The organism is Mesomycoplasma moatsii, from assembly GCF_045276915.1.
Classification (GTDB): domain Bacteria; phylum Bacillota_I; class Bacilli_A; order Mycoplasmatales; family Metamycoplasmataceae; genus UBA710.
Window position 1 is genome coordinate 647,156 of the sequence record NZ_CP174166.1, and the last position, 20,037, is coordinate 667,192.

General features: G+C 24.9%; 14 protein-coding genes. 10 read left to right on the forward strand and 4 right to left on the reverse strand.

From position 1 onward, the window contains the following. Positions 1 to 4: 4 nt before the first annotated feature. Genes ACJA28_RS03145 through rnc form a run of 7 tightly spaced genes read left to right on the forward strand, consistent with a single transcriptional unit; the run spans position 5 to position 11,382 of the window. Positions 5 to 2,938, forward strand: coding sequence for an AAA family ATPase (locus ACJA28_RS03145; protein WP_022935074.1), 2,934 nt, complete (start codon positions 5 to 7; stop codon positions 2,936 to 2,938). A 40-nt stretch (positions 2,939 to 2,978) separates the two neighbouring features. After that, entirely contained in the window at positions 2,979 to 6,665 is a 3,687-nt protein-coding gene (locus tag ACJA28_RS03150) for a M60 family metallopeptidase (RefSeq protein WP_022935075.1), read from the forward strand. Between the two features lie 35 nt (positions 6,666 to 6,700). Further along, positions 6,701 to 7,732: a hypothetical protein gene (locus ACJA28_RS03155; protein WP_022935076.1), complete on the forward strand. Its 1,032-nt coding sequence runs from the start codon at positions 6,701 to 6,703 to the stop codon at positions 7,730 to 7,732. Between the two features lie 53 nt (positions 7,733 to 7,785). Then, on the forward strand, positions 7,786 to 8,067 hold the full coding sequence (locus ACJA28_RS03160; RefSeq protein ID WP_406602197.1) for a hypothetical protein: 282 nt from the start codon (positions 7,786 to 7,788) through the stop codon (positions 8,065 to 8,067). Then, on the forward strand, positions 8,067 to 9,707 hold the full coding sequence (locus tag ACJA28_RS03165) for a DAK2 domain-containing protein (protein WP_022935078.1): 1,641 nt from the start codon (positions 8,067 to 8,069) through the stop codon (positions 9,705 to 9,707). Before ACJA28_RS03160 ends, ACJA28_RS03165 begins: the two co-directional genes overlap by 1 nt. A 5-nt stretch (positions 9,708 to 9,712) precedes the next feature. Next, entirely contained in the window at positions 9,713 to 10,705 is a 993-nt protein-coding gene (gene plsX / locus ACJA28_RS03170) for a phosphate acyltransferase PlsX (protein WP_022935079.1), read from the forward strand. Then, positions 10,705 to 11,382 carry a ribonuclease III gene (gene rnc / locus ACJA28_RS03175; protein ID WP_022935080.1) on the forward strand — a complete coding sequence of 226 codons (678 nt, stop codon included), beginning with the start codon at positions 10,705 to 10,707 and terminating at the stop codon, positions 11,380 to 11,382. Before plsX ends, rnc begins: the two co-directional genes overlap by 1 nt. 5 nt (positions 11,383 to 11,387) lie before the next feature. Here rnc and ACJA28_RS03180 read toward each other — a convergent pair whose 3' ends face one another. Beyond that, positions 11,388 to 12,215 (reverse strand): MSC_0882 family membrane protein, encoded by an 828-nt coding sequence (locus ACJA28_RS03180; protein WP_022935081.1) that lies wholly within the window; start codon positions 12,213 to 12,215, stop codon positions 11,388 to 11,390. 235 nt (positions 12,216 to 12,450) lie between these two features. Here ACJA28_RS03180 and ACJA28_RS03185 point away from each other — a divergent pair, with 235 nt between their 5' ends. The 3 genes from ACJA28_RS03185 to ACJA28_RS03195 all read left to right on the forward strand — a co-directional run bounded on the left by ACJA28_RS03185 (position 12,451) and on the right by ACJA28_RS03195 (position 16,281). Continuing rightward, entirely contained in the window at positions 12,451 to 13,746 is a 1,296-nt protein-coding gene (locus tag ACJA28_RS03185) for a Zn-dependent exopeptidase M28 (protein WP_022935082.1), read from the forward strand. A 251-nt stretch (positions 13,747 to 13,997) separates the two neighbouring features. After that, positions 13,998 to 15,455, forward strand: a complete 1,458-nt coding sequence (gene lysS / locus ACJA28_RS03190; RefSeq protein ID WP_022935083.1) for a lysine--tRNA ligase — start codon at positions 13,998 to 14,000, stop codon at positions 15,453 to 15,455. Positions 15,456 to 15,465: 10 nt separating this feature from the next. After that, positions 15,466 to 16,281 carry a Cof-type HAD-IIB family hydrolase gene (locus ACJA28_RS03195; protein WP_022935084.1) on the forward strand — a complete coding sequence of 272 codons (816 nt, stop codon included), beginning with the start codon at positions 15,466 to 15,468 and terminating at the stop codon, positions 16,279 to 16,281. 64 nt (positions 16,282 to 16,345) lie between these two features. Here the strand turns inward: ACJA28_RS03195 and ACJA28_RS03200 are convergent, their stop codons facing one another. The 3 genes from ACJA28_RS03200 to ACJA28_RS03210 all read right to left on the reverse strand — a co-directional run bounded on the left by ACJA28_RS03200 (position 16,346) and on the right by ACJA28_RS03210 (position 20,005). After that, positions 16,346 to 17,182: an ATP-binding cassette domain-containing protein gene (locus ACJA28_RS03200; protein WP_022935085.1), complete on the reverse strand. Its 837-nt coding sequence runs from the start codon at positions 17,180 to 17,182 to the stop codon at positions 16,346 to 16,348. Next, the gene (locus ACJA28_RS03205) at positions 17,182 to 18,159 is read right to left on the reverse strand and encodes a hypothetical protein (RefSeq protein ID WP_022935086.1); all 978 of its coding nucleotides are present in this window, start codon (positions 18,157 to 18,159) and stop codon (positions 17,182 to 17,184) included. The genes ACJA28_RS03200 and ACJA28_RS03205 overlap by 1 nt, the downstream gene beginning before the upstream one ends. A gap of 82 nt (positions 18,160 to 18,241) precedes the next feature. Then, the gene (locus tag ACJA28_RS03210; RefSeq protein WP_022935549.1) at positions 18,242 to 20,005 is read right to left on the reverse strand and encodes a hypothetical protein; all 1,764 of its coding nucleotides are present in this window, start codon (positions 20,003 to 20,005) and stop codon (positions 18,242 to 18,244) included. Between the last annotated feature and the right edge of the window lie 32 nt (positions 20,006 to 20,037).

Here is a 20,037-nt window from a genome sequence, read left to right on the forward strand (position 1 = left end):
ATGTATGAAATTAATTAAAGTTGAAGCCGAAGGTTTTAAATCATTTGCTGACAAAATTAGTCTTTCTTTTGACGGTGGAGTAGCAGGTATTGTCGGGCCAAATGGTTCAGGCAAATCAAATATTAATGATGCTATCAAATGAGTGCTTGGAGAACAATCTTCAAAAGCTTTACGTGGGGACACTATGGAAGATGTTATTTTTTCAGGTTCAAAAACCGAAAAACCAATGAATAAATGTTCTGTAACTTTAACTTTTGATAATAGTGATGGCGAAGTTTCCATACCGCATAAAATTTTTACAATTTCTAGGGTTTTAGAAAGAGGTAAAGGGAATAACACTTATTATATTAATGATCAAATTGCAAGATTTAAAGACATTAGAGATATTGCTTTTGAATCAGGAATTTCTAAATCATCTTTAGCCATTATTTCTCAAGGAACAGTTTCGGATATAGCTCAAGCTACTCCAGAACAGCGTAGAGGAATTATTGAAGACGCCGCAGGAACTTCAAAATATAAATCTAAAAAAATTGAAGCACAAAGAAAATTAGAAAAAACAACAGAAACTTTAGATAAAGTTAACACTGTTGTCGAAGAGTTAGAAAAGCAATTAAAACCTTTAGAAAAACAATCAGAAAAAGCACAAATTTATATTGCTAAATCCAAAGAATTAAAAGAAGTAGAAGTGGGTCTTTTGGTTCATGATTTACTACATTACAAAGAAAGAGTTGAAATCTTAAAAAATGAAATTGATGGTTTTCAAGAAACAAAAGAGGATTTAGAGCAAAAAATTCAAATTAATGAACAGAAATTAGGCGATAATTTAGATTACAAAAAACAATTAGATGATGAAGTTATTGAATTAACAAAAGATTTAGATTTAGTTAATGAAAAACTTCATAGTTTAGAAATACAATTTAAAAACGAAGAAATGAAAAGAGAGATGATTATTTCTGGCCAAATTTCTTCAGCTTCGCAAGATAGAATTTCAGCAATAAAAAAAGAATTAGAGTCTTTATCGTCTCAAATTAGTTTTAGTGAAAAATGAAAAGAAGAAACATCACAAGATTTAGCAAATAAACGTAGAGAAATCGAAAAAATTGAAATGCAGATTGCTGAATTAAGAATGAGAGAAAATTCATCTAAAACTAAATTAATGAAAGCAAGATCTAAATTAGATGTTTTGAATGATTATAAAGAATCAAAATCAAATTTATTCAAAGGTACTAAAACAGTTTTAGATAATGGTAGTTTATTTAAAGGTAAGATGCATGGAACTGTTGCTGATTTAATTCAAATTCCTGAAAAATATATTGCAGCAATGGATTCAATTTTACAAAATGCAGTTCAACACATTGTTGTTGATGATTCAGAAATTGCTGTAAAAATTATTGAATTTTTGAAAGCTAATGATGGCGGTAGAGCAACTTTTATTCCTTTATCATCAATTTCAGTTAAAGATATTAAAACTGAATATTTAGTAAAAATTAAAACACAGCCAGGATTTATTGGTATTGCTTCTGACTTGGTTACATCAGATAAAAAATTTGAAACTTTGGTTAACTTTTTATTAGGTAATGTTATTGTTGTCGAAGACATAAAAGTAGCTAATGAAATTTCTCATCTAGTAGATAAAAAATATTTAGTAGTTTCGTTAGATGGCGATTTGATTAGACCTGGTGGTATTATGACCGGTGGAACAAAACAAACATCAAATATTTTAGGTGTTGACAATCAGATAGAACAAATTAAAAATATTATTCCTCAGTTAGAAGAAATTGTAATGTTAGCAAATCAAGATATTACTAAATTAGAAAGTCTAAAAGGCGAAAAACAATCTTTTATTGATCAAATTACAATTGAATTTGTTAAAAATAATGAAAAGTTAATTTCAATTAAAGAAAAATTTTCATCATTAAAAGTTGAATATGAGTCAAATTCGAACGAGAAATTTGATGAGAAAAATGTTCAATCACTTGATACAGAATTAAACGAAACTAGAAGCAAAAAATCAATACTAAGTGCAACAATTAAGTCTAAAAAAGATAAGCTTGAAAAACTTATCAATGACATTAATCAAATTCAATCTTCTAAAAAAGAATTTGAAAAATCTTTACGTTTAATTATTGAATCATTCTCAGATAAAGCAACAGAAAAAACAAAAGCCGATTTTTATATTAATGATGCAACAAAGCGTTTATCTGAACATTATCAAATGACTTTTGATTCAGCAAGAGAACAATACAAATTAGAAATACCTCTTGAAGAAGCTAGACATATTGTTTCAACATTAAAAACAGAAATTTCTGAACTTGGAAATGTTAATTTAGATGCTATTGAAATGTATCAAGAAATAAAAGAAAGACATGATGGAATATACAAAGATAAAGTTGAACTTGAAGAAGCAAAAAGAATTATTAATGAAGCAATTGCTGAAATGGACAAAATAATTATTACAAGAATCAATGAAACTATGGATCTTGTTAATGAAGAATTTAACAATGTGTTTAGAGAAATGTTTGGTGGTGGAGAAGCTAGAATATTCTTGTTAGATCCAAATGATCCGTTGGAATCAGGAATTGATATTAAAGCTCAACCTCCTGGAAAATCAATTCAAAATTTAAAATTATTTTCAGGAGGAGAAAAGGCATTAATTGCTATTTCGCTTTTGTTTGCAATTATTAAAGCTAAACCTTTACCATTATGTATTTTAGATGAGGTTGAAGCTGCATTAGATGAAGCAAATGTTGTGAGATTTGCTGAATTTTTACAAAAATTAAAAAAAGATACTCAATTTATCGTTATTACTCATCGTCATGGAACAATGTCTAGAGTTGATCACTTGTTTGGTGCAACAATGCAAAAACGTGGTGTAACTTCATTTTTTAGTGTCGAATTAGCAAAAGCTAAAGAACTAGTGGATAGTTTTGTAGAATAATACACAAAAAATTTATGAATAGTATATAAAAAAGGAAATTATGCAAAAGCAAAAAAACAATAAACGTTTTTATTTGTTATTAGGGTTAGGTCTTTTGTTTTCGGCTGGTTTTGCTTCAATTGCTTTAGGAGTAGTTTTATCTAAAAAATCATCTTCGTCCCCTACATCATTCCCTTTTAGCAAAGATAAAATAGTTGATAAAAATGAATCTAAATATGATCAACTTATTTCTTTAGGTAGCGTTTCTTATAAAGATGTTGGATATAAAAATAGAAAAATACAAACAAAATCATATAAAACAGAAATGTTAAATAAATATTCTCAATACGGATTTAAGTATCCAGGCTGAAATAATAATTATGAACAGAATGGAACTAGATACATTAATTACAATGGTCAGAATTTAGATATGTGTTCTGTTTTGCTTGATGAAAGAGTTATTGATGATAATGGTAAGTATGTTTTAAATGATAATAATGAGAAGATTAAATATAATGATGCTTATTGAATTCAAAATGAAATTAAAACAGGTAATTTTAGAAAGCATCCAGCAGCAGATGTTTGATTTGAAAGAAATGTAACTAATGATACATTGTCAGTAGAAAGAAAATTTGTTTTTAGTGCTAACATTAGAGGCCCAATTTCTCTAGGTCTTTATGCTCCAGCAGGAGAAATTATTGAATTAGAATTTGATGATGATACTTGAGAATTAATGAAAGCGTCAAATTGAAAAGGAATGAGTATTTCAATTAATCAAAATTTTTGAGATAGTTATCCTGCTGATAATAGCGCAAGAATATCAAATCGTTACCCATATTTAAGAACTTATTTTGGGATTGATTTGCAAAATAAAATAATTAAATTTGGTTCTCCATTTGGTGGAAATATTTCAATTAATATAGATAATCCTTTTACAAACAATTCAATTTATAAGTCATATAACGATCTTAAATTTAGTGTAAGAAACGCTGTTGAAACTTTATATTATGTAGATGGTTTTACAACAGAAAAAGAATGGAATAATCAAATAGAGAAAGTTAAAAATGGAAAAATAAATGCTCCAAGTTTAGGAGCAGTTTCAAATTATGGAACAATTAATATGCCTTATACAGGAAAAAATGAAATTGGTCATTATTCTATAGATCAAATGGTTTATCCTAAAGAAACTTTCAAAAAATTAAATGATTTTTTGTTTTTAAGTAATTATTTTGCTAATAACGATTCTAAAGAATATTTATATCGTTTAGATTTTGAGTTTTGTGATGATATTTGAGGAGGAGCCGCAGCTTGAGGTGGTGGAAATAGATTATATTGTGAACCTACTTGAGGAATGGAGATGCTATTTTTAGGTTCAGAAAATCCTAATTGATGATCAATGGGAGATCAATGAGGAACTTTTCATGAAATGAACCATAATTTTCAACAAGATTCAGCATTTTTTAAACTAACTTCTAAAATGCATCCACAAACTAATCAAGTTACAGTTTTTAATTTAGCTATTCAAGGAGATAAAAATAGATTTAGAAGTGAAACTAATTGATATGGTGAAAATGTAAAAGGAAATAGAGGTCCTGGCTGAAGAAGATTATCTAATGCTTTTTCAAATATTCAGTCTGCCAATCTAGGTTATGGTGGTCCTGATGAATATAGTTTGTATGCTGCAATATTGCATACAATTGGCTTTAAATCATATGTTGAATATGTTAGATGAGATTCAGTAAATCATAGTAATGGAGCACAAGGTTGAACACATATGGGAGAGATTCAAACAATGAGTGAAAAGTTTGGGTTAAATTTGTGACCAGCAATTGAACAAATGACTAATAGATATTGAAAAAATGATTCTCCGTTTTGAGTTAATGATAATGACCCTAGATGACCTTTAAATTATGAAGTTGCTTCAAGCGAAGAAAAACAAATTATTGATAATTTGAATAAAAATTATCCTGCAATTGATTTTGTTGCTAACTTATATGCTTCCGGTGCGTATAAATATGATTATAAAACTAAAACATTTGTTTACACAGACGACACTTGTGGGCCAATGGATATTATTGCAGGAGAACCAAAAGAATTAGATTTTGAAAATTTTATTATAAGTATGAATGAAAAATTTGATTGGTCAAATTTAGAGTTTAATGCCAAAACTAAATTAGGTGGAACATTAAAAATATCTGAATCTAGTGACAAAAAATTAATTTATATTCCAAACAAAAATAAAATTAATGAAATAGATGAATTTGATGTTTCCATTTCTCCTAAATCATGAATAAATAAACCCACCAATTATGTTCCTAAATATAAATGAAAAATAAAAATAAGACAAAATGTCCATACTCCAATATTTAGTTTGTATGAGCCTTTTGCTAGTGGCGGAGAGTCTGATGAATTATTCAAACAGCTAGATCAGATGAATCCTAAAGCAAAATGAATTTTTAATAATTTTAATTCTAATGGTTTTGATACACAACAAACCCAAGGAATGAAATTTAAGTTTAAATTTATTGCTCCTAAAGATGGAACATATATTTTCCAAAATACTTGAGACGATATGATTAGAATGAAAGTTAATGGTCAATTAAAATTTAAATCAAATAACTGAACTAATAAATGGACTGAAACTTATCAAATTGATATGAAAGAAAACGAAATTATTGATCTTGAGTTTGCAATTATTAATAATTCAGGAGTTGGTGGATTTGATTGTAGAATAATAGACAAAAATAGTAATAAAAGTGTCAATGTTTTTAATCATTCCCTAAATGAAAGTGTTGATAAATTAAATCTTGAAAATAGTGTACTAAATTATTATTTGAAAGAAGAATATCAATATAAAGAAAGAGAAGTTGATTACAACTACATCAAATCTGATAATTTAACTAATTTCTTAAATGTTGCACCTGTCAGATATGAAGAATATCCAACAAGTGATTACGTAATTACAAGTAAGTATAGTAAAAATGTCAATGAACAACTTAAAGAAAATGACGGAAATTACTTCGAATTATGAAATAAAGATGGATTAAATAATGCTTGTTTAAGTGAATTTGTAGTTACATTTAATAAAGTATCAAAAGTTAAATCTATGTTGTTTGGTCATAGAACAAACAATCATTATCAATCTAGAGCACAAACAATGAAAATAACTATTACAAATAAAGATAATCAAACTTTAGTTATTTATAATGGAGCATATGGAGCTCAATTTAATGATCGAAGTAAAAGTGAAAGTATATTTGTTTTAGATAAAGAATATGAAGTTAAATCAATGAAATTTGAGTTTTCTAACGCAGATCCATATGGAGGACTGATTTTTAATTATTTTAGAATTAGTTCAAATAATTATTCTAAAATCCAAAAAATATTAACATTAAATAACAAAGATGTAGTTATTTCAAATAATTGGGTTAATGTCATTAATGATTTAGATTTTAATGTGTCTGCTGTTAATAATTCGAGTTGGTACTCAAACAAAAAAGATAATAGTATTAAATTTAGATTAGAAAATAGTTCAGGATTTGCAATTATTGGAAGAGGCAGATTTAGTGATGGACTATTTGATGTTTACATTAATGGTAAAAAAGTAGGAACAAGCGATCAATTAAATGAAGGATGAAATCAAAATTTATTTCAATATTTTAATTCTTCTAAAAATCAAATGGAAGTTGAATTAAAAACAACAAGCAATAATCAACTATTTTTAAATTATATTTTAGTTTTTGATTAGTTGAATTTGTTTTTAGATAATATAATTAGTATAGTATGACTAAATCAAAATTTGAAAATGTTTATCCAACTTTAGATGACAAAATTATGTTTTTATCTAAATTTGATTTGCTTAATTTGCAAAAAGCAGGAAAAATTGGAAAAATTCCGTTTAAAAAAATGGAAAAGAAGAAACAAGCTATCAAATCAATTTTGTCATTTGATATTAAACACAAATTTTTAATTTGTAAAACTATTTATACAAATCAAAATGAATATTTAAAGTCTAAAATAGATAATAATAAAGTTTTTAAAACAACAGAATGAAATAAATATCAATTTGATAACATGACTACAAAAGATTGAGAAATAGTTAAAGATGAATTAACTAATGAACTCAAAGTGTTTAAAAATGAAGTTAAAAACAATGAAATTATTTCAAAGAAAAATAAAATAATTGATTCAGAAAAAAAAGAAGATATTCAAAAAGATGATATTACTAAAGTAATTGACTTAGATACAGATACAAATATAAAGTTTGATACTGAAAATATTAGGACAGTTTCATTTGTTTCAGATCCTTTATCTTCAAGAAAAAAAATTACAACTAAAACTGTTAAACCTATTGTTAACATTTCAAGGACAAGTAAAAATAATTTTTACAAAGAAGCTATTGAACAATCAAATAAGGTTAGAAATTTGATTAAAAAATTTGATGAGAGAAAAAAACAAATTCAAGAAGAAAAAAATAGAATATTTATTCAATCTGAATATGAGCAAAAAATAAAAGAACTGGAAAAAGATAGACAATTCCAAAAACGATTGTTTGATGAGCAAAGAAGATTAAAATCTAAACAAGTTAATAAAATTGCTAATACAATTAGGTTAACAGTTAATCATTCTACTTGCAATAAAAATTATCAATGCAAAAATCAAAAAGATAGTTTTGTTAATTATTTTCCATTTCCAAATAATATAATCTCGAAAAATAAAGCTAAATATGAAATTGATAAGTTAAATTATATTGATGGTTTTGAATATCGTGAAGATTCAAATAATAAAAAAATTTTAATAATTAAAGGTAGATAATACCTCTTTTTTCTTAAATCTTTAATATGTTATAATTACAAGACTATATATTTATGGAGTTAGAGAGAAACTTGAATGAAAATATTATTATGGCGCTAGAAACTATTCCTGGCGTTTTAGGTTTCAAGCCAATTGTTGATGAAGACAAAGAATTCATTAAATGTTTTGTAGAAAATAAATATCTTGATATTTCTCTTGGTTTGATTATAAGCAGAAACATAACTTCAAAAGCTATTTCAAATGAAATTCTAGAAGCGATTAAATTTTTCTTAAAAAAGAAAAAAATCAATTATGTATTAAGAGAATTGAAGATTTATATTAAAGGAGTTAAATAATGGAAGTTTTAAAAGTGAATGAACTTAAATTAGCAATTCAATCTGCTTCCAATAAATTATTTAATAACAAAGAAAGAATTGATGCTCTTAATATTTTTCCGGTTCCTGACGGAGATACAGGAACAAATATGTCATCCACTTTTCAAAAAGCCACAGATATGATTAGTAATGAAAGTTTTAAAACCACAAAAGAATTAATCGAAACTTTTTCAAGAAATATGCTTTTATCAGCAAGAGGTAATAGTGGTGTTATTTTGTCACAAATTTTTAAAGGTTTTTCAAATGCTTGAAAGTCAACTAAAGAGTTAACTCCTAAAAATATTGTCGATGGTTTTGAAGAAGCTTACAAAACTGCTTATGATTCAGTTTTAAAACCGGTTGAAGGAACAATTTTGACTGTTATTAGAGAAGTGGCTGAAGAACTGTTGAAATTAAAAATAACTAAAAATACAACTATTGATAAAGTTTTTGATGTTGCAGTTAAAACAAGTAAAAAATCTTTAGCTAATACTCCTAATATACTACCAGTTTTAAAAGAAGTTGGAGTTGTAGATTCAGGTGGAGAAGGATTAGTAATGATTCTTGAAGGAATAAAATCGTTTATAGATGGAAAATTTGTTGAAGTTGATATGGATTCTACTAAACCTTTTGCTTTAGTCAATGACATAGAAGTTTATTCGGGAGAGTTTGGTTATTGTACTGAATTAATTATAAAAATTAACGATGTGAAAAAATTTGTTAAAAATAAATTTGTTTCTCAAATGGAAAAACTTGGTAATTCAATGGTAGTTGTAAATGATGAAGATATTTTAAAAATCCATATTCATGCTATTAAACCAGGAAAAGTTTTGGAATTAGGACAAAAAATTGGTGAATTTTTAACCGTTAAAGTGGAAAATATGACAGAACAAGCAAATAACACTAAATCAAATGTAGAAGGAATCAAAAATTATGAAATGAATAAAATTCAACCATCAAAGAAGAATGCTATCATTTCATGTAATTCTGGTTCTGGATTTATTGATATGATGAAAGAATTAGAATGTGACTATATTATTGAAGGAGGTCAATCTAACAATCCTTCAGCTCAAGATATTATTGAAGCAATCGATGCTGTTAATGCAAAAAATATTATCATTTTACCTAATAATTCTAATGTCATTTTAGCGGCACAACAAGCTTCTAAGATTAGATCAGATAAGAATATTCATATTATTCCTACAAAGTCACAAGTTGAAGGAATAACAGCAATTATGAATTATTCTTCAGAACTAGAACTTAAAGATAATTTACAAGAAATTGAACAAAGTTTAAAGAATTTAATTGTAGCTGAAATTGCTCAATCAGTTAAAGATACAAAAATTAATAATGTAAAAGTTAAAAAAAATCACTATTTAATGGTTTTACAGCACAAAATTATAGGAAGCAAAAAAGATTTAATTTCTGCTTCAAAAACTTTAGTTGAAAAAATGATCAAATCCAAAAAAAGATGTGAAATGCTTGTAATTTATTGTGGAAATAATGTTTCTGAAAAAGAAGCGCAAGAAATAGAAAAATATGTTTTAAATAAATATGATATTGAAGTGCAAATTCAAATTGGTAATCAAAATATTTATGATTTTATGTTTGGATTGGAGTAATCATAATGAGCAAAAAAATAATATTTGATGTAATGGGAAATGATAATGGAGTTAAAGCTGGAGTTTTGGCTGCAGTTCAGTTTGTAAAATCAAATATTGAATATAAAATTATTCTTGTAGGAGATCAAGATCAGATAAAAAAATATTGTTCTGAAAATGAACAAATTGAAATTATTCATAATCCTAATGTTGTTAAAAAATCTTCGGAGGATTTATTGGATGCTCATAAAGAAGATAATTCAATGAACGCTGCATTAAAGTTATTAAAAGAAAATAAAGGATTGGCTGTTTTATCTTCAGGGGATAGCGGAAAATATTTGGCTTCTTCAATTATGATTATTAAAAGATTACCAAATGTTTCTCGTCCTGCCTTCATGTCAATAATTCCAACAATAAAACAAGATAAAAAATTTTTATTATTAGATGAAGGAGCTAATTTAAAAATTAATGAAGAATATTTAATTCAATGAGCTAAATTAGGTTTTGCTTTTTCTAAAAATGTTTTAAAAGTTAATAATCCTAAAGTTTCTATTTTAAATATTGGTACAGAAGACTTTAAAGGTTTTGAGTATCATCAAAAAGCTAATCAAATTTTAAAAGAATCCAAATTAAAATTTGAGTATCTAGGATTTATTGAGTCTAGATATTTATTAGAAGGAATAGCAGATGTTGTTGTAGCAGATGGATATAGCGGGAATATAACACTTAAAGCTTTAGAAGGAACAGTTTTATCTTTTACTAAATTATTAAAAAATAAGATTAGAAAAAATATTTGAAGAAAAATGTGCGCTTTTTTTATGAAAAACACTTTTAAAGATATAAAAGAACAATTAGATTATCGTAATGTTGGAGCAGCATGAATTATAGGCCTTAATGGAATTGTTATCAAAGCACATGGAGCAAGTGATCAAAAAGCATATATGGGTGCTTTAAATCAAATTAAATTAGCAATTGAATCAAACGCTTTAGAAGAATTTAAGAAATCATTGGAAGAATAATGAAAAGTGATAAAAAATACAAAATAGATGAATTGTTTAAAATTTTAAAAATTAAGCCTAAAAACATTAATTTATATTATCAAGCACTCACACATAAAACTTTTTCAAATGAAAATAAAAATATACTTTCATATGAAAAATTAGAATTTTTGGGTGATTCTATTTTGCAAATGTTATCTAGTTTGTTTATTTATGAAAAATTTAACAAAGAGCCTGAAGGTAAATTAAGTATTATTAGAGCAAATAATGTGTCTTCTAAATCTTTAGCAAAAATTATTAAAAAACACAAAATAAATAATTTTTTAATTTGTTCAAATAATGTTGAAGAATTAAAAGATAATGACAAAATATGTTCAGATATTTTCGAATCATTATTGGCTGCTATTTATTTAGATCTAGGTGAAAAAGAAGCAAAAAAATATTTAAATCGTTTTCTTTTTAATAAAATAAAAAGTACTACAACTAAAGAAGAAATTTTAAAAGATCCTAAAACAAGATTGCAAGAGTTATTACAACCAATATATAAAAATTCTGTTCAATATATTTGTAATTTAGAAAATGGAATTTGGAATTGTAAAGCTGTATGTGGAAAAAATATTTATGGTAAGGGAAACGGAAAAACAAAGAAAGAAGCAGAAATTAATGCTGCTCAAAATGCCTTAGACAAAAAACGTTAATATAATTATTTTTTAATAACTTTTTTATAAATAATTCAACCAATAAACGGAAACACTAAAACTATTAGAATAGAAATAAAGAATGCTCTACGATAAATTTTATTTTTGTTTCTTACAATCTCATCAATTTCTGTTTGAGAAATTACTTCATTTCCAAAAAATGACTGAATATCAATAATTCTTTTTTTACGATAAACAGTAAAATAAATATGCATAATTAAGGTAACAATTAAAATTGTAATTAAGAAAAAACCTACTAGTTCTGGATTTTTAGTTAAAGATTTAATTCAATCTTTAAAAGTAAAGATTCATCAATTAACATCTTTTAATCATCAAAATAATAAAGTAAAAATTGTTCCATAAAAAAGAAATGCAATAACTATTCAATTTTGTCTTGCTTGTGATTTGTATAATTTTATATATAATCCTGAAATAAATGGAGGAGTCAATCTAGAACCAGCTAGTAATGATTCTCGATACATTTTTATTGATTGAGATAAGTGTCTTGTATCTAAAAAAACAGAAGTTAATTTTCAACTTGATAAAATGAAAGCGATTATTGTAGGAATAAATCAAAATCAATGAATTTTTTTAAGTAGAATTGTTGACAAAAGTGAAATTCAAATAATTAGACCAAGTAAAATAATACTCATAAATATTAATAAAAATTTTTGTTTGCTTTTTTCGTGTTTAAAAACTTTATAAATCCCATTAGGAATAATTCCTTCGGGATCCTTTATGAAAGTTGAATCTATTTTTTTTAATGTAACTTTTTCGGGAGATTCAACAAAAGTAATAGTTCCGGTATTGTATATAGGTTTTAAATCCATCATATGTTTTAAATTTTAAATTATTTTTAATAATTAAACCAATTTTATTGACTTGATATAGACATCCTAAATAAAAATTAACTAATTTTTTTAGAATTTCATAGTTAAAAGTAAACAGCAAACAAAAAATTGTTTAATATTTACTTTTATACAAATTCATTAAATAAAAGTTTAAGCAAATGTAACTATAATATTAGTGTATGAATACTTCATACTTTTATAAAAGGATTTAAACTCTATGAAATTGAATAAATTATCTACAATTGGAATGTCAATTATTCCCGTTTTTTTATTAACACCACTCGTAGTAACATCATGTTCGTCATCAAATAATGTCAAATCAAACGAAATATCTTATAAATGACTAAAAAATATAACTAAAGAAATTCCAAATAGAGTAGCTACATTAGAAAATAATGAAGAAAAAGCAAGTAAATGAATAATTCAAAAATTAGAATTGCTTGGTTATAAAAATATAAATTTAATTAAAAATCAAAGAATTGAAAATGAATTACCAATAAATGAAAGTACTTGTTCAAAAGTTCAAATAAATCAAAATAAAATAGCTTATTATAATGCAATTCATATTGATCAACAAAACAATGATTTGAATTTTAATGGTTTTTTTGACACTAAATATTATTGAAAAAACAAGGATCAAAAATATAATTCTCAAAATATTATGTTAAATATTTTATCTAGTAAGGAAAACGCTAAAGATGTGTTTCTGGTTTCACACTACGACACAGCAAATAATAAAAATGATGGAACAAATGATAATTCATCAGGTCTTGCAGTAAATTTAGCAATAGCTGAATATTTTTCTAATAGTAATAATTTAAGTAAATTAAATGTTAATATTCACATTCTTTTTGCTTCTGCAGAAGAACAAGGAGTCATAGGAACTAATGTTTTTGTTGATAGATTTATAAAGTCAAATCAACGTATTAAAGATAAAACTCTATGAATGATTAATCTTGATTCAGTTGCTGGTGGAGATATATTATACGTTCATTCACCAGATACAACAGCATCACAAGTTGAATGAAATACAAATTCTCAAATAAGAGATCAAATAAATCAAATTTCAAAAAATAAATTAATAATTCATCCGCAGATTGATCCTAATGGATTTAAAAAGGGTGAAACTGGTGATTGAAGTGATCATGCTCCATTTTATAAAAACGGAATTAAAGTAGCATACATCGAATCAACCAATTTTAATATTAAAGGAAAAGATGGTTTTGATGGATATTCACAAACAATTAATCCATATTATTGAAAAAAAGCAAATGGTTCGATAGTTGGGCTAGAAAAACAAACAAAAGAAATTGATGGTCAAAATATTAATTTATATATTCCAAGTAATTATAGTAATTTAATTAATGATAAAACATTTACTTCATGAGGAAGACTATGACATATGGATGATGATGTTTTAGATAAGTATGAAGAAAATTTTCCTGGCAGACTTCAAGAACAAATGAAAATAGTTTTTGAAACATTAATTAAATTTATTGAATCACAAAAATAATAAGTGATAGGATTTGATTTTAAGTTTGCACAATATTTTTAATTAGAATAATCAAAAAATAAAATTTGTTATTTAGTTTCATTGATATTAAAGCCAGTCTTAATTTTTAAAAATAATCATATGATTTTGTAAATTCATTAATAAAACAATTTGAATTTTGAGCTTGAAAAGTATTTTGTTATTTGAAAAAAATAGATATTATAATTTAAACTATATTTATTTGAGTACCAGTGTTTATGGAGGAAGCTTTTATGAGAGAATTTAGTGAACAAGAATTAATAAGAAGAAACAAAGTTAAAGAAAATAATAACTTAGGAATTCAGTCATATTTAAAAAAACAAAAAATATCTCATAAAATAGAAAATATTCTAGAAGAATTTAAAAATTATTCAAAAGAAGAATTAGAATCTAAGAATGAAATAGTTTCAACATATGGAAGAATTTTAAGTAAAAGAGGGCCTTTTACTCAAATTAGATTAGATGAATTTAGCTGTCAAATTTATATTAATAATAAGATGAACGAAAAATTATTTGATTTTGTTTCTAAATTAGATATAGGAGATATTGTTTGAGTTGAAGGAATTGTCATGAAAACAATGACTAATGAAATTGCAATTAAAGCTCAACAAGTTAAATTGATGTCAAAATCATTAAAAGTATTGCCTGAAAAATATCATGGTCTTACAGATGTTGAAGATAGATATAGACATCGTTATGTTGATTTGATTGTCAATAAAAATGTTCGCGAAACTTTTAGGACAAGAACTAAAATAATTATGGGTATAAGAAAATTTTTTGATTCAAGAGGATACTTAGAAGTTGATACACCAATATTACAACCTATTTTAGGGGGCGCAGCAGCAAAACCATTTACAACACATCATAATGCTTTAAACCGTGAATTTTATCTTAGAATCGCAACAGAATTACCATTAAAAAAATTGATTGTTGGTGGATTTGAAAAAGTATATGAAATTGGGAGAATTTTTAGGAACGAGGGAATTGATACAACTCATAATCCCGAATTTACTTCAATTGAATTTTATGAAGCAAATGCTGACTTAGAAGATATGATGAATTATACTGAAGATGTAATTAAATTTTTGGCAAAAGAATTAGGAAAAGAAGAAATTGAATGGAATGGAGCCACAATTAATTTAGTAGATAAATTCAAGAGAATTGATATGTCAGATGAAGTTTCGAAGTATGTTGGTTTTGATGTTAAAAAAGCTTCATTTGATGACCTTAAAAAAGAAGTGGAAAAAATCCATGAAAAAATCGAATCATACTACGATGAAGGACATTTAATTAATCTTTTGTTTGAATATTATGTAGAAAAAACTTTAATTCAACCTACATTCGTTTATGGACACCCATTATCTATTTCTCCGCTTGCTGCTAAAAATGAAAAAGATCCAAGATTTACAGATCGTGCAGAGTTATTTATTAATAAAAAAGAATTTGCTAATATGTTCACTGAATTGTCAGATCCAATTGATCAATTGGATAGATTTGAAAATCAATTAAAAGAAAGAGAAGCTGGAAATGACGAGGCAAATGAAATTGATTGAGATTTTATTGAAGCGTTAGAATATGGAATGCCGCCTGCAGGTGGATGTGGAATTGGAATTGATCGTTTGGTTATGTTGTTGACCAATAATGTTTCAATTAGAGAAATTATTTTATTTCCGCATTTAAAAGCAGAATAAGGAATATTTTATGGATAATAGAAAATTTTTTGCATTTGATTTAGATGGAACCTTGTTAAATAGTGATCAGCAATTATCTGAAGATAATATTAAAGCTTTAGAAGCTGCTCGTGAAAAAGGCCATGTTTTAGTTATGGCAACAGGAAGAAACTATATATATTCACAATTGTCATTAAAACAACATTGAGGATTATTTGATTATTTTATAGGATGTAATGGTGCTTTGATTCATTCTATTCATCAAAGAGACGTAATTTCTAAAGATAATAAAATAGATTATGATTTTATTTTGAAGATTATTGATGAAGTGAAAGAAATTGGTGGAATAGTTCAAATTTCTACAGAATGAAATGTATTTACTGATCTTTTTATTGATGAAGAAATTCAGATTATGACAAAAATAAATAAAGAACGTTTGATTGATCCCTTTCCAAGTATTGCACTTATGAGTTATGAAGATAAAAAATCTGTAGTACAAATTTCTGTTCATTTTGAGGAACATAATGTAAGAAAAGTTTGAGCTAAATGATTAGATAAGTATGGAGAAAATTATGAATTTGCAATAACTTCTCCAAGAAATATTGATATTAATTTAAAAGGAATTAATAAGTTGTCTGCTATTAAAGAAATAGTTAAATTAGAAGAAATAAAATTCGATAATGTTTTTGTTTTTGGAGACTCGCAAAATGATATAAAAGGGTTAGAATATTACAATAATACATATGCTATGGAAAATGCTTTGGAAGAGACAAAAAAAGCAGCGAAAAACATTATTGGAAGCAATGATTCAAATGCTATTGTAAAAGTAGTAATGAAAAATATTTAAAATGTAGTTTTAAACAAAATAAAAAATTACTTTATGTTTAAATTTAGTAGGATTTTAATTTTAATTATAATAACGAGAAAACAAAATCTTCAATATTATCGTTTTTTTCTAAAATATTAGAAATTAAATCATTAATAACAATTTTTCCATCTTTTAAGAAGATTATTTTTTTACACAATTGTTTAACCTCAACCATATCATGTGAAACCAAAATAATAGTCATATTATTTTCTATCGCATATTCTTTGATAAAGTTTTTAATTCTTGTTCTTATTTGAATATCCAAACCTGTTGATAATTCATCTAAGAAAATAATGTGTGGTTTGTGTAGTAATGCTAAAAGAACATTTAATCTTTGTTGTTGTCCTCCTGAAAGTTTAGAAGCTCTTTTGTTGTAATATTCATCGATACCAAAAATTTTTATTAAAGCATTCATTTCATCTTTATTCATTTTTGAACCATATATATTAACCATAAATTTAATTACTTCTTTACATGAAATAGCTGGTGGATATGATGAATCTTGGAATTGAATACCAATTTTTTCTTGGAATGATTTTTTAAAGTCAAATAGATAATTTATTTCTCCGCTTGTAGGTTTATTTAAACCTGCCAGTATTTCAACTAATGTCGTTTTTCCAGCACCATTACCACCAAGAAAAGCAACATTTTCTCCTTCATATATATCAAGATTTAGATTATTTAAAACTGTTTTTGTTCCAAATGATTTTGTTAAGTTTTTGGTTTCAATTATTTTTTTTCTTTTGTTATTTGTAGCAGGTTCATTAATTTCAAAAGAATTAGGTTTTTCTTCAAGATGATTTAAAGCATTTATAATGCTTTTTGATTTTACATTTTCTATATCAACATTGAATACATTTTTATTTTTTCTTTTCATCATTATCTATTACTCCATTTAAATCTTTTTAGTGCTATTCCTGTAAATAATCCAGTAAAGACAAAAGGCATAATTAAGTTTGCAACTTTATCTGCTTTATCAAATATAAGCATTCCATGATTTATATCTGCTGTCCCAGAACTAAAATTTTTATAAAAAGTATAAAATGATTCATTAATATTGAAAATGTTTTGTGTTGAATCATAAGTCATATTTACAACAGCATTTTTACTAACATCAGCAACAAATGAATTATAATCTACAATCATACTTCCAGTTCATGATTCAACAATTAATCCTGATGTATATTTGAATGGTGTTATATATGATAAGTAATAAAGAGCATTAATTTCTTTAACCATTCCAATTGGAAGAACTTGAGCTGCCAAAAATTCTGAAAGAATTAATATAGGAATACTAATACCTTGAATTGATAATGTGGATTTACATAATGATGAAATTAATAAACCTAATGATGTGCTTACAATGATGTTCATTAAATTAGCTCATATAAATCCTCCCCAATTTACATGTTTTAAAACTTCATTAAAACTTGGAGCAATTATATCCATATTCATTGTTCCACCATTTTGATTTGGGACAACTACGGTTTCAATTAATCTCCCTTCATTAAAATATCCTGAAAAGATTATCATTGCCATTAATAAAGTGAAAATAGTTCCAAGTATCATAACTATTATGTAATATGATGAAATAGCTAACATAAACATTCACGGCTTAATTGAAGTGACACCTATTCTTTTAAGTAATGATGATGATTTAAATTCAAAAAGAGCAACAGGAAGAATTGTTAAAGATACAGTGGCTGTAGGTATTGATAAAATTCCACCAAGAACTTGGTCATAACCTAACATCGTTCCTAAAATTGCAATAAATATAATAGGAAAACCAAAAGCAAAAAATGGACCAGTAATAGATTTTCAAAAATGCGAATTTATAATGTAGACAATAGATTTCATTTTATATATTCCTAATTAATAAAAATAAGTTATATAGCAAAATGATACTACTAAAATAAAAAAAAAAAAAAAAGACAATTTTTTATAATACATTGAATATTTTTGTTATTTCAAACACAATATAAATGAAAACACTTAACAAGATTAAAATGTTAATACTATATAAACTTATTTCATATTTTTGTGTCGTTTTATTTTGTGTTTTGATATAACGATCAATTTTTCATTTGCTGAATAAAAAATTAAATTTTGAAATATTATTCATTTTGTCAGAAAAATAGATTTTATACAAATTAAACTTTCTAATAAAATCAAAACTAAACACAACCATTATTATCATTATTCCATATAAACCAAAAGAAATAAAAAAACCACTTAATCCCAAAAAGATATAACTTAATTTAAAAGCAAAAATATATGTAATAAAAGAATAAGAGAAAAATTGAATAACAATAGCTGTTCAGGACACAAATTTGTTAGGTTTATCAGTTTTTGTAATAATGTTTCTATTATTTATAGAGTGTTCAACAAAGAAAAATGAAATTACTCCATATAAGAAATTTTGTTTAATAAATATAGGAATAATGTCTGAATATTTATAACCAAAAAATAATTGATTTTCTTTTGGACCCTCACTTCCGTATCATTGCAAATTATTAAAAAGTGATGAAGTGATTTTGTCTAAAGAAAAATAAAGCGTAAAAGATAAACAAATTAAAATTGTAATTAAACAAAAATTAATTTTTCTCAAAAAACTTCTTCGATCTAATTTAGCGTAAATGTCTTTATGATTGTTATTTTCGTGTTCTAACATAGAAATATTAAAAGCTCTTGAAAATAAAAATATTGGATAAAGTAGCCCATAGTCTATTATTTTTACAAATAATAAAATGTAAAATCCTTGACTAGTAAATAAGTAATTTAATTTATTGTCAATAGAATATGCAAATTTAACAAATAAAGATTGAATTACAATGGAAAAAGTATAAGATAAACTAAATCATATTGATGTTATGCATCTTCTAAATAATTTAATGTAAATTTTTTTAGAAACTAGGAAAGGAAAATAATATTTATGGTTTTTTCTCAATTGATTATTTGTATAAAAAAAATACTGTGTTTTTTTATAATAAACAAAAATAAAACCAATCATTTTTACAAAACTTATTATTAAAGATGGAATGAGTAAAATTACTATTATATTAGTGGTATTAATATAGGTATTAAATATGAATATTAAGAAAATTTCGATAATCGAAATTAAATAAAGCAAAAATATAATTCAAGTAGATTTTATTTTGTCAATTGTAAAAGATAAATTAATAAAAAAATTTGCAATAGTATTAAAAACGATAATTGGAATCATCATTGCCATATAATGTAATATTCCTTTAGATATATTATGAAAAGAGTCCATTTTGTACGCTCTGACTTGTGAATAAATTATTGATAGAACGATAAAAATACACAACAAAAATCCTATAATAGTTAATAAAACAAAAAACCCTGAATCAATTCACATTTTTCTTTCTTTTTCATCTTTACTTTTATTGATTTTTCATTTTAATTTTGCACATATTTGACATATAAACAAAATGCTATAATAAATGCAAATAAAAATAATGTTCATTGTATAGCCCAATGATTCAATTGCGTTGGATTTTAATGTTTCTGAAGAATAGGGATTAATAAAAAGAAAAAAATAAACTACTAATGATGGAATATAAGTAGTAATTAAAATTGAAATAATTCGTAAGTATACTTGTCAAAGATGTGTCTTTTCTAAATTTGTATTTTTGTCTAAATTAAAAAATCTATTTTTAAAATTGTTATATTGTAATTTCATTTAATTTAAAATTTTACTCTTTAATTTTTTTA